The organism is Pseudomonas sp. C6002, assembly GCF_013385805.1.
Lineage (GTDB): Bacteria > Pseudomonadota > Gammaproteobacteria > Pseudomonadales > Pseudomonadaceae > Aquipseudomonas.
Genome location: NZ_JACAPH010000021.1, coordinates 147925 through 160284 on the forward strand (window position 1 = coordinate 147925; position 12360 = coordinate 160284).

At 62.4% G+C, this 12360-nt stretch carries 10 protein-coding genes; 7 read left to right on the forward strand and 3 right to left on the reverse strand.

Features of this window, described 5'->3' with window-relative positions:
- Nucleotides 1-334: 334 nt before the first annotated feature.
- Nucleotides 335-760, reverse strand: coding sequence for a GNAT family N-acetyltransferase (locus HX817_RS14605; RefSeq protein WP_177009389.1), 426 nt, complete (start codon nt 758-760; stop codon nt 335-337).
- Between the two features lie 165 nt (nt 761-925).
- On the opposite strand from HX817_RS14605, the gene HX817_RS14610 reads away from it, so the two are divergent.
- Nucleotides 926-1840 (forward strand): SGNH/GDSL hydrolase family protein, encoded by a 915-nt coding sequence (locus HX817_RS14610; RefSeq protein ID WP_177040471.1) that lies wholly within the window; start codon nt 926-928, stop codon nt 1838-1840.
- A gap of 263 nt (nt 1841-2103) precedes the next feature.
- Here HX817_RS14610 and HX817_RS14615 read toward each other — a convergent pair whose 3' ends face one another.
- Nucleotides 2104-2880 (reverse strand): AraC family transcriptional regulator, encoded by a 777-nt coding sequence (locus HX817_RS14615; protein ID WP_174717779.1) that lies wholly within the window; start codon nt 2878-2880, stop codon nt 2104-2106.
- Nucleotides 2881-3091: 211 nt separating this feature from the next.
- Between HX817_RS14615 and HX817_RS14620 the strand changes: the two genes are divergently transcribed.
- The 6 genes from HX817_RS14620 to HX817_RS14645 all read left to right on the forward strand — a co-directional run bounded on the left by HX817_RS14620 (nt 3092) and on the right by HX817_RS14645 (nt 10971).
- Nucleotides 3092-4708, forward strand: coding sequence for an APC family permease (locus tag HX817_RS14620; protein ID WP_177020887.1), 1617 nt, complete (start codon nt 3092-3094; stop codon nt 4706-4708).
- 30 nt (nt 4709-4738) lie between these two features.
- Nucleotides 4739-5665: a 4-hydroxyproline epimerase gene (locus tag HX817_RS14625; RefSeq protein WP_102605125.1), complete on the forward strand. Its 927-nt coding sequence runs from the start codon at nt 4739-4741 to the stop codon at nt 5663-5665.
- A gap of 38 nt (nt 5666-5703) precedes the next feature.
- Nucleotides 5704-6651 (forward strand): dihydrodipicolinate synthase family protein, encoded by a 948-nt coding sequence (locus HX817_RS14630; RefSeq protein ID WP_177040472.1) that lies wholly within the window; start codon nt 5704-5706, stop codon nt 6649-6651.
- 179 nt (nt 6652-6830) lie between these two features.
- Nucleotides 6831-8402 (forward strand): aldehyde dehydrogenase (NADP(+)), encoded by a 1572-nt coding sequence (locus tag HX817_RS14635; protein WP_177040473.1) that lies wholly within the window; start codon nt 6831-6833, stop codon nt 8400-8402.
- A 3-nt stretch (nt 8403-8405) separates the two neighbouring features.
- Nucleotides 8406-9665 carry an FAD-binding oxidoreductase gene (locus HX817_RS14640; protein WP_177040474.1) on the forward strand — a complete coding sequence of 420 codons (1260 nt, stop codon included), beginning with the start codon at nt 8406-8408 and terminating at the stop codon, nt 9663-9665.
- Nucleotides 9666-9879: 214 nt separating this feature from the next.
- Nucleotides 9880-10971: a carboxylesterase gene (locus tag HX817_RS14645; protein ID WP_256348750.1), complete on the forward strand. Its 1092-nt coding sequence runs from the start codon at nt 9880-9882 to the stop codon at nt 10969-10971.
- Between the two features lie 23 nt (nt 10972-10994).
- Here the strand turns inward: HX817_RS14645 and gltS are convergent, their stop codons facing one another.
- Nucleotides 10995-12206: a sodium/glutamate symporter gene (gene gltS, locus HX817_RS14650; protein ID WP_177040476.1), complete on the reverse strand. Its 1212-nt coding sequence runs from the start codon at nt 12204-12206 to the stop codon at nt 10995-10997.
- Nucleotides 12207-12360 lie beyond the last annotated feature (154 nt).

Genomic DNA, 12360 nt, shown 5'->3' on the forward strand with positions numbered 1-12360 from the left:
GGTGAGGTCCTTAAGTGCGCGCTGCGGCGCCAGTAAAGCAGGTAGTGAACAAAGGGTTCACTGCAAGAAAACGGCGTGCAGCCCGGCTCGATTTTTTATTGTTGACCTGGAAGGTCGAGCGTCAGTGGCCGCATCTTTGCTGCTTGGGGAGGGAGGTGTCCAACAAGAAAAATTGTTGCTGCAATCCAATAAAGTTTGTGGGTGTTTGAAGCGTTAGAGGGCATTTGTCGGCCCGTTTGAAGAGAAGGCCCAGGTGCAGAACGTGCTCAGGTACTTGAAGTCCGATAAAGGGCTGGACGGCTTGGTCACGTGGCGGTCGGTGACCCGCTAGCCCTCAGCCCAGGTGCTTCTGGAAAAAGTGGCGCGTGTGTCCTGGCGGGTACTCGGCAATATGCCCGAACTCGCTGAAACCCAGCTTCCGGTAGAACCCGGGCGCCTGGAAGCTGAAGGTGTCCAGCCAGATCCCCGCACACCCTTTCTCCCGTGCCAGCTCCTCAGCCGCGAGCATCAGCCGCGAGCCCATGCCTTGAGTGCGCATTGACTCAGGCACGCTCAACAGCTCAATGAACATCCAGCCATAGGAAATTTTCCCGTACAGGCCGCCCACCACTTCCTGGCTGGCGGGATCACGCAGTAACAGCCCGAACGTTTCGAACGGGTTCTCGCCGCATTGGCTGATGTTGTATGCCCTCAGCGGCTGAAGGATGGCCTGGCGCTCTTGCGCCGTAACTTCAAAAGACAACTCTATCGCTGATGCCATCTCAATCTTCCTGATGTGAATGCCCAATTCTGCGGACACTACCAGCGATAGCCACCTGTCGCATACAGGACAGTCTTTGCGCCCTCAGCTACACACAGGTCGCAACCGCCCGCGGGCATGCACTTCACCGCCAGTACTCTTGGAGCACCACCCGGGAGATTTCCAATGACTCTACGCGCTTGCTTGGCCGCTCTATTGGTACTGACCGCCTCCACCGCCTTTGGCGCTCCCCGCTACGATCACCTCTATGCGTTCGGCGATAGCTACTCCGATAACGGTGCGGGTGAACGCTTCACCAAGACCCTGGCCACTCTGAAGGTCAAGGATGCCCAGGAACTGCCCGGCTCGTTGTACTGGAAGGGCCGCTGGAGCAATGGCCCGACTGCCGTCGAGAACCTGGCCCACGCCTTGAAAACACCCTTGACCGACTACGCAGTGGGCGGCGCCAAGAGTGGCAATGGCAACTACTACGCCTGGATGGAGCCCGCCCGCGACACCGGCGTTTCAGGCCAGATCGCTGACTACCTGAAGTCCGCCAAGGCACACAAAGCCGACCCGAAGGCGCTGTATTTCATTTTCATCTCGGCCAACGACTTTTTTGAATGGGCCGACTTCTCGCACCCAGAGTCGGTTGCCGTACTCAGCCAGAACAGCGTGGCAAATATTCAGAAAGCCACCGAGACACTGATTACAGCGGGCGCAAAACACGTGATGGTAGTGGGCACCACGGATTTGAGTCATGTGCCAGCCGTGGTGCAGGGCAATCAAGTCGAGAACGCGAAAAACTACCAGCAGGTACTGGAACAAGAACTGCCGGTTGTGCTGAGCACATTGGCTAAGGCGCATCAGGTCAGCATCAGCTACTTCGACCACGTGGCGTTCAGCGACAAGCTGCGCGCAGCTCCCCAGGTGGCGGGGTTGAAAGACCTGGATACGCCCTGCCAACACACCTATCCGGACGTGAAGCCGGTGTGTGAAAACCCGGATGCGCATTACTACTGGGATGAATGGCATCCGACGCGCAAGGTGCATGCGCTGGCAGCGCAGGCGATGCTTGAAACGTTGAAGGCCGGTCAGTGATTACCCAGGTGACGCCGTCCTACTGAGTCAAGGCGAACACCCACCGATAACCGCTTCTCTTCTGAACGAATCGGGAGAGCCCCCGGTGCTTTTGTCGGTGACATCCACCACGCAGCCACTCACCGGCACGGACTGGATGACTTGATAAGTCGCACCAACGGCAGGGATAAAACTGACCAGGTTTGCGCAACTGCGAAGAGCGTTGGCGCCCTCCTTGTTGGCGCCACCGCTGCTCATGACATTCACGTAGATCCAATTAGACATCACCGCACACTGGTCGCCTGCCGATACTGGCGCGGCGTAAACCCGGTCAACGCCTTGAACTGCCGGGTAAACGCACTGTGGTCGGTATACCCGCACTGCAACGCCACCTCAGTGATCGGCAGCTCGGTATGCAGCAGCCGGTGCGCATGTTCCAGGCGTACCTTCTGGATCATCTGGCGCGGTGTCAGGTGGAACACGCGCTTGCAGTAGCGCTCCAGTTGCGCCACGGAAATCCCGGCGATCCGCGTCAGTTCACCCAACGTGACCCGCCGATTGAAATGCGCCCGGATGTGCTCGTCCACCGCCGCCAGCCGTTGATAGGCCGGGTGGGTTTCGCTGGCGGTTTGCAGGTCGACCGAGATGCCCGCCAGGCCGATGATTGCAGCGTCGCGGCTGTACAGCGGCCATTTGTGGGTCAGGCACCAACCCGGCTCGCGGGTACCGTACAAATGCAATTCCAACTGGTCTTCGAGGACAAATCCCTGCTCCAGCACCCGCCGATCCTGCTCGGTATAGCCGGGCCCCAACTGCGCGGGAAATACCTCGGCGCTGGTTTTTCCCAACAGCGGTTGCAAGTCCTTCAAGCCGCACCGCTGCACCAGGGTGCGGTTGGCCAATACGTAGCGCGCCTGCACGTCCTTGATAAAGATCGCGGCATTGGGAATCACGTCCAGCATCGGCAACAGCAACCCCACGCCGGCCAGTAATTCTTCGATGGTCTGTGGACGATTCGACTCGCTCCCTTGGCATAGGGTCGCGAACGCGCTCTGCATCATGACGCTCTCTCCTGCATTTTGCGGACAGGCCAGGCGCCCGGCGGGCGGTGCCTGGCGAGCAGATTGCCGCATGGCGGTGGCCCTGTCGAGCACTCGCAATTGTGCTGATTTCGTCATCGCAGCCTGCGCAAAACATCAATCGCGGCGCCGTTGATGGGTTCACTGTATGGCCACTGCATGCCTATCCAATAACCCACAAGAAGGCGCCGCCATGTCAGCCCAAGGCAAGTTCAAGAAACAGCTTTCATTGATCGACCTCACCTTTATCGGACTGGGAGCGATCTTCGGTTCGGGCTGGCTGTTCGCGGCCAGTCACGTCTCCGCCATCGCCGGGCCGGCGGGGATTTTTTCCTGGTTGCTGGGCGGCTTCGCCGTGTTGCTGCTGGGCATTGTGTATTGCGAACTGGGGGCGGCATTGCCCCGCGCCGGCGGCGTGGTGCGCTACCCGGTCTATTCCCACGGCCCGCTGCTGGGCTACCTGATGGGCTTTATCACGCTGATCGCGTTTTCAAGCCTGGTGGCAATTGAAGTGGTCGCCTCGCGCCAATACGCCGCGGCGTGGTTTCCCGAGTTGACGCAGGCGGGTTCCAGCAACCCCACCGTCCTCGGCTGGTTCGTGCAGTTTGCGCTGCTCTCGCTGTTTTTCGCCCTCAACTACCGCAGCGTGAAGACCTTCGCCATGGCCAATAACCTGGTCAGCGTGTTCAAGTTCATCGTGCCGCTGCTGGTGATCGGCGTGCTGTTCACCTTTTTCAAGCCGGAGAATTTCCACGCCCAGGGCTTCGCGCCGTTCGGCCTGTCGGGGATTGAAATGGCCGTGTCTGCCGGCGGGGTGATTTTCGCCTACCTGGGCCTGACGCCGATCATCTCGGTGGCCAGCGAAGTGAAGAACCCGCAACGCACCATTCCAATTGCACTGATCCTGTCGGTGCTGCTCTCCACTGCAATCTACGTGCTGTTGCAGACCGCTTTCCTCGGCGGCATTCCCACCGAAATGCTCGCCAACGGCTGGGCCGGCGTCGCCAAGGAACTGGCCCTGCCGTACCGCGACATCGCGCTCGCCCTGGGCGTGGGCTGGCTGGCGTACCTGGTGGTCGCCGACGCCGTGATCTCCCCCAGCGGCTGCGGCAATATCTACATGAACGCCACGCCACGGGTGATCTACGGCTGGGCGCAAACCGGAACCTTCTTCAAGATCTTCACCCGCATCGACGAAAAGTCCGGCATCCCGCGCCCGGCGCTGTGGCTGACCTTTGGCCTGTCGGTGTTCTGGACCCTGCCCTTCCCGTCGTGGGAAGCGCTGATCAACGTGGTGTCCGCCGCGCTGGTGTTGAGCTACGCCGTGGCGCCGGTATCCGTGGCCGCCCTGCGCCGCAATGCACCTGACCTGCCGCGCCCGTTCCGGGTCAAGTGGATGGGCTTGCTCGGCCCGCTGTCGTTCATCATCGCCGCGCTGATCGTCTACTGGTCCGGCTGGAGCACCGTGTCGTGGCTGCTCGGCCTGCAAATCCTGATGTTCGTGGTGTACCTGCTGTGCGGCCGTTTTGTGCCGACCCTGCACCTGAGCCTGGGCCGCCAGGTTCGCTCCTCCGCCTGGCTGATCGGCTTCTACGCCGTGACCATCATCCTGTCGAAACTCGGCAGCTTCGGTGGCCTGGGCATCCTCAGCCACCCGTTCGACACCGTGGTCGTCGCCGCTTGCGCGCTGGGGATTTATTACTGGGGCGCGGCCACCGGCGTGCCGGCGCACCTGGTTCGCCTGGAAACCGAAGACGACGAAAGCGAAGCCCCTGAGCCCGATATCGGCCGGGCACAGCTGGCTTCCTGAGCCTCAGCCAACCACTGGATGGATTGTTCTATGAAACGAGTGCACATCATTGATTCCCACACCGGCGGCGAGCCCACGCGCCTGGTGATGACGGGGTTTCCCACGCTGGCCGGCGAGACCATGGTCGACAAACTCGACGACCTGCGCACCCGGCATGACCAATGGCGCAGGGCGTGCCTGCTGGAGCCCCGTGGCAACGATGTTCTGGTGGGCGCGCTGTATTGCGCGCCGGTCTCGGCCGATGCCACCTGCGGCGTGATTTTCTTCAATAACGCCGGCTACCTCGGCATGTGCGGCCACGGCACCATCGGCCTGGTTGCCTCGTTGCACCACTTGGGGCAGATCGCGCCGGGGGTGCACAAGATCGACACGCCGGTCGGCCCGGTGAGCGCCACGTTGCACGCCGACGGCGCGGTCACGTTGCGCAATGTGCCCGCCTATCGCTATCGCCAGCATGTCTCGGTGCAAGTGCCTGGACATGGCTTGGTCTACGGCGATATCGCCTGGGGCGGCAATTGGTTCTTCCTGGTTTCCGATCATGGCCAAGCGCTGGAAATGAACAACGTCGAAGCACTGACCGACTACACCTGGACAATGCTCAAGGCCCTCGAAGCCCAGGGCATCCACGGCGAAGACGGCGCCCTGATCGACCATATCGAACTGTTCGCCGACGACCCCCAGGCCGACAGCCGCAACTTTGTCATGTGCCCAGGCAAGGCCTACGACCGCTCGCCCTGCGGCACCGGCACCAGCGCCAAGCTCGCATGCCTGGCGGCCGACGGGAAACTCGCCGCCGGTGAGCCGTGGATACAAGCCAGCATCACCGGCAGCCAATTCGAAGGCAGCTATGAATGGGAGGGCGAACGTGTGCGCCCTTCCATCACCGGCCGCGCCTACATGACCGCCGACAGCACCTTGCTGATCGACGAACAGGACCCCTTCGCGTGGGGCATCTGAACCGCCCCCGCCCCTTCAATCAAACTGGAGCTGAAACAATGAATACCACTATCTTCACCGGTTGCATCCCTGCATTGATGACGCCGTGCACCGCCCAGCGCAAACCGGACTTTGACGCACTGGTCGCCAAGGGCCGCGAACTGATCGATATCGGCATGAGCGCGGTGGTGTACTGCGGCTCCATGGGCGACTGGCCGTTGCTGACCGAGGCCGAGCGCCAGGAAGGCGTGGCGCGCCTGGTGGCCGCCGGTGTGCCGACCATCGTCGGCACCGGCGCAGTCAACAGCCGTGAAGCCGTGGCCCATGCAGCGCATGCGGCGAAGGTCGGCGCCCATGGTTTGATGGTCATCCCGCGGGTGCTGTCCCGTGGCGCATCGGCGACGGCGCAAAAGGATCACTTTGCAGCCATCCTCAAGGCGGCGCCAAACCTGCCGGCGGTGATCTACAACAGCCCTTACTACGGCTTCGCCACCCGCGCCGACCTGTTCTTCGAACTGCGTCGCGAGTACCCGAACCTGATCGGCTTCAAGGAATTCGGCGGTGCTGCAGACCTGCGCTACGCGGCCGAACACATCACCTCCAAGGACGATGACGTGACCTTGATGGTCGGCGTGGATACCCAAGTGGTGCACGGCTTCGTCAACTGCAACGCCACCGGCGCAATCACCGGCATCGGCAATGCACTGCCACGGGAAGTCCTGCAACTGGTGGCCTTGAGCAAGAAAGCCGCCAAGGGCGACGCCACTGCACGTCGCCAGGCGCGGGAGTTGGAGTCGGCGCTGGCGGTGCTGTCGTCCTTCGACGAAGGCTGCGACCTGGTGCTGTTCTACAAGCATCTGATGGTGCTCAACGGCGACAAGGAATACACCCTGCACTTCAACGAGACCGATGCCCTCAGCGATGCCCAGCGTCGTTATGCAGAGAACCAGTACGCGCTGTTCCGCCAGTGGTACGCCAACTGGTCGGCCGAGCAGAACGTCGTTTAACACTATTCAAGGCAGCAAAAATCAAATGTGGGAGCTGTCGAGCTCCGGCGAGGCTGCGATGGGATCACTGCGGTGTACCTGCCAGACCGCAGCGCCTGCATCGCAGCCTCGCTGGGGCTCGACAGCTCCCACAGTGGATTCTCTTCGCCAAGCCCATCTTTACTTTCCAGGACTACGCCATGACTCTGACGGGCACCATGCTGATTGGTCAGCACTCCATTCCAGGCAGCCGCGAGGCCATCCGGGCGATCAATCCTGCCACCAACCTTGCGTTGGAACCCGCCTACGCCGGCGGCACCGCCGAACATGTCGAACACGCCTGTGCGTTGGCCTGGAGCGCCTTCGATAACTATCGCGAAACGCCGTTGGCGGCTCGCGCCGAATTCCTTGAAACCATCGCCAACGAAATCGAAGCCCTGGGCGATGAACTGATTGAACGGGCGATGGCCGAGACCGGCCTGCCCCGCCCACGCATCCAGGGCGAACGCGGGCGCACCTGCCAGCAATTGCGCACCTTTGCCCGCACCGTGCGCGCGGGTGAATGGCTGGATGTGCGGGTGGATACTGCACAACCGGAACGCCAGCCGCTGCCTCGCTCGGACCTGCGTCAACGCCACGTACCGCTGGGGCCGGTGGCCGTGTTCGGCGCGAGCAATTTTCCGCTGGCATTCTCGGTGGCGGGCGGTGATTCCGCGTCGGCACTGGCGGCCGGTTGCCCGGTGATCGTGAAGGCACACGGCGCGCATCCTGGCACCAGCGAACTGGTGGGCCGCGCGGTGGCCCGGGCCGTTCAGCAATGTGGCCTGCCTGAGGGTGTGTTTTCGCTGTTGTATGGCTCGGGCCGCGAGGTCGGTATCGCGCTGGTCTGCGATCCGCGCATCAAGGCCGTGGGTTTCACCGGCTCGCGCAGCGGCGGTATTGCCTTGTGCCAGGCGGCCCAGGCTCGCCCCGAGCCGATCCCGGTGTATGCAGAGATGAGTTCGATCAATCCGGTCTACCTGTTTCCCGCTGCGTTGAGCGCACGCGGTGAAGCATTGGCACAAGGTTTTGTCGCGTCCCTGACCCAGGGTGCCGGCCAGTTCTGCACCAACCCCGGGCTGGTGATTGCCGTTGCAGGGCAAGCGCTGGACCACTTCGTCGGCACGGCTGCCAACCTGCTTCAACACAGCACTGCCCAGACCATGCTGACACCGGGGATCTTCAAGGCTTACGAAGACGGCGTCAGCGCCCTGACCCGGCATGCTCAGCTCGCAGGTACCGGTCTGCCGGCAGAAGGGCCGAACCAGGGACAGGCCCATTTGTTCGTGACCCAGGCCCGGGACTTTCTCGCCAATCACAGCCTGCAAGCCGAGATATTCGGCGCCACGTCATTGATCGTGCAATGTGCCAACGTCGATGAGGTCCGCCAGGTCAGCGAACACCTGGAGGGCCAACTGACCGCAACCCTGCATCTGGATGACGACGACCTGGCAACTGCCCGCGCGCTGCTGCCGACCCTGGAACGCAAGGCCGGCCGCCTGCTGGTCAACGGCTGGCCGACCGGCGTTGAAGTGTGTGATGCGATGGTGCACGGAGGACCATTCCCGGCCACCTCGGACTCACGCACCACCTCGGTGGGCACCGCCGCGATCCTGCGATTCCTGCGGCCGGTGTGCTACCAGGATTTCCCGGATAGCTTGCTGCCGACGGCCCTGCAACACGGCAACCCATTGCTGCTGCGGCGCTTGCTCGACGGTCAGAGGGAAGCCTAGAACATGTCCGATAACGTCATGCCAGACGTCGCCGTAGTGGGCGCCGGCATCATCGGCGTCGCCTGCGCGCTGCAACTGGCGCGCCAGGGCCGGCGGGTGGTCATCATCGATCAGCAGGAACCCGGCCACGGCGCCTCGTTCGGCAATGCCGGCCACCTGGCGACCGAGCAAGTGTTCCCCATCGCGGATGCGTCGATCCTGACGCGTTTGCCCGCCATGCTCATGGACCCGATGGGCCCGCTGCGCCTGGACTGGAAATACCTGCCGCGTGCACTGCCGTGGTTTACCCGGCTGCTGCTGAACCTGCGCCCGGCGCCCTTCCAGCGCACCGTCGCCGGGATCCGCGCGCTCAATGAAGGCAGCCTGGGCGCCTGGCACCGGCTGCTGGGCAGCATCGAGCGCCCGCACCTGATGCGCGAAGACGGCTCGTTGCTGGTCTTCGAGCGCGCCGAGTCGCGACAGGCCATTGATGCATTGCAGGCACGCATGAGTCAGCAGGAAGTGCCGGTGGACCACTGGCACGCCAGCGTGGTGCAGGACGCGGCGCCACAACTCAGCAAAGGGATTCAGGGCGGGTTGTTCTTTCCTCGCACCGGGCATTTTCTCGATCCCTATGGGGTGGTTTGCGAGCTGATGGAAGCGGCCAAAGCCAGCGGGGTGCAATTTCTCAAGCGCCAGGTCGTGGGCGGGAAGCTGGACGAGCACGGTGTTTCATTGCGGACCGACCAAGGCACCGTGGCCGCGCGCCAGGTGTTGATCGCATGCGGTGCGCACTCAGCCAGCCTGACCGGCGCACTGACTGGCAAAAAGGTCCCGCTGGATACAGAGCGCGGCTATCACCTGATGTTGCCCCATGAGCATGGACGGTTGCCGTTTGCGGTCACGTCATTGGAGCGCAAGTTCATCATGACGCCCATGGACGGCGGATTGCGGCTGGCAGGTACCGTGGAGTTCGCCGGCCTTGATCGCCCACCGAACATGGAACGCGCGTGGCAGTTGCATCGGCTGAGCCAGGGGCTGTTTCGTCGTGACTTGAGTGCCGAGGACGCGACGCCGTGGATGGGGTTTCGCCCTTCCCTGCCGGACTCGCTGCCGATTATCGACAAGGTGTGCAAGGGCAAGGTGCTGCTTGCCTTTGGGCATCAGCATCTGGGCCTGACGCAGGCTGCGGTGACGGCGGAGTTGATTGCACGGCTGGCATCGCCTGCGGCCGCGTCCAACGAGCTGCCGGCACTTGGGCCCTACCGGCTGGATCGTTTCTGAGATCATCGGAAACGTCTTGCTACTGTTTCGCACTTTCGGCGATACAAGGCAGGTCATTATCGTGCATGACCTTACGGTTACGCTCCGTTGAGAACCTGCCTTGAACAACCACACCTGTATGCAGCACCGTCCATCGATGCGCAGAACGCTCCGAAGCGTTGCTTGCGGCATGCTCGCCCTATTGCTCTGCACGACAGCCCTCGCAGAACCGGGCATGCCGCTTGGCCAGAAATCATTCGAAGCGTATCGCGCCGCTACCTTGCAATGGCTGCGGGACCATCGTGATTTCCAGGGCACCGACAAGGATGCCGAACTCAACTGGAACGCCCCGCAGGAATGGCGCCCGGCGGGTGCCCCCAAGCGCGGGATCATTCTCGTGCATGGCCTGGGCGACTCACCCTGGTCTTTCCACGATATCGGCAGCGCACTGGCCGCCCGCGGCTTCCTGGTCAGGACCGTGCTGCTGCCCGGCCACGGCACGCAACCGGCCGACATGCTGCAGGTGCGCATGGAAGACTGGCGCCGGGTGGTCGACGAACAGGCTGCGATCCTTCGCGCAGAGGTGGGAGAAATCTACCTCGGCGGCTTTTCCACCGGCGCCAACCTGGTACTCGACTACGCTTACAAACACGACGACGTCGCGGGGCTGCTGCTGTTCTCTCCCGCGTTCCAGTCCAGCATGACCTACGACTGGCTGACACCCCTGATCAGTTGGGCGCGCCCCTGGCTGCTGGCGCCAGACGCCAGCCGGCCACAACAGAGCCTGGTGCGCTACATGACAGTGCCCACCAACGGTTTTGCCCAGTTCTACCGCAGCAGCCGGCTAGCCCGCCAGGACCTGGAGCGGCGCCCCTATGACAAGCCGGTGTTCATTGCCGTCGCAGCCCACGACTCAGTACTCGATACGCACTACGTGCTGGCGACCTTCCAGCAACGCTTCAGCAACCCCCATAGCCGCCTCGCCTGGTACGGCACATTGCCAGAGAGCGCCTGGGATACACGCCGTGTAAAAGCGCGTACCGACTACCTGCCGGAGTTAAGGATCAGCCAGTTCTCCCACATGGGGTTGCTGTTCTCACCCGACAACGCTCTGTATGGCGAACAGGGCAGCCTGCGGTTTTGCTGGAACGGCCAGACGGACGACGCAACCCGCGCCTGCGAACAGGGGGCCGACGTGTGGTATTCGGACTGGGGCTACCGTGAGCCGGGCAAGATGCACGCGCGGTTGACGTTCAATCCGTATTTCACCTGGCAGCTTGGGGTGATTGACGAGGTCCTGGGCAAGCAGGACCTGGCGAGTCATTAAACGGCAAATCCGGTAAACCGCGTTTATCCCGCGACGCCCAGGATCGGCAGCGCCAGGTACAACTTGATCACGATCGCATTGGTGATATCGATGAAAAAGGCGCCCACCATCGGCACCACCAGAAATGCAATCTGCGATGGCCCGAAACGCTGGGTCACCGCCTGCATGTTCGCAATGGCAGTTGGCGTGGCACCGAGCCCGAAACCGCAGTGCCCCGCCGCCAGGACCGCCGCGTCATAGTTGCTCCCCATCACCCGGAACGTCACGAAAATCGCAAACAGCGCCATCATCAACGCCTGCGCAGCCAGCAGGATGAAAATCGGCAGGGCCAGCGCGGCGAGGTCCCAGAGCTTGAGCGACATCAATGCAATCGCCAGGAACAACGACAGGCTGACATTCCCTAGCACCGAGACTTCGCGCTCGAATACCTGGTGCCAGCCGAGCGCCGACAGGCCATTACGCAACACCACACCGACAAACAAGACACACACAAACGTCGGCAGCTCAAAGGCCGTGCCCTGGATAAAACCGCTGAGGAACGTGCCCACTTGCAGGCTGATGGCGAGCAGCGCCAGGGTCTCGATAAACGAGAAGGAGGTGATCATGCGCTCTTGATTCGGCTGCTCGAATCCTTTTGGCCCTAGCGGTTGTACCGGCGCCAGGGCGGGCGTCTGGACGCGCTTGATCAGCAGGCGAGCGACCGGGCCGCCAATCAGGCCGCCGAGCACCAGGCCAAAGGTCGCGGAAGCAATGGCCAGTTCGGACGCCGACGCCACGCCATACTTCTCGCTGAACACCGCGCCCCAGGCCGCGCCGGTCCCGTGCCCACCCGACAGCGTAATGGAGCCCGCCAACAACCCCATCAACGGATCGAGCCCCAGCGCCTTGGCCAGCGCAATCCCCATCGCGTTCTGGACCACCAGGAGCGCCGTCACCACCAGCAGGAAAATCCCCAGCACCCGCCCGCCTTTCTTCAGGCTGGCGAAATCCGCATTCAAACCAATGGTGGCAAAGAAAGCCAACATCAGTGGCGTCTGCAGCGACGAATCAAACCGGACCTCAATGCCAGCGAGCATACGCAGGACCAGGAGCAGCACCGCCACCACTAAACCGCCGGCCACCGGCTCCGGAATATTGTAAGTGCGCAGGAAACCGACTCGAGCGACCAGCCCGCGCCCAAGTAAAAGCACCAGGGAGGCGGCGACCAGCGTTGAATAGAAGTCGAGTTGAAGCATGGGGCAGCTCTCTGTAGTTATTTATGACGAATCGGGGCATGCCTATCGATCCTTCGGAACAACACAGGAAGAGTAGTAGTACGACGCCATCTTTAACCTCGGAAAAGTCCTAACGTTGCCGAACGGAATCCCCAGGACGTTCAGGCGAAAGACT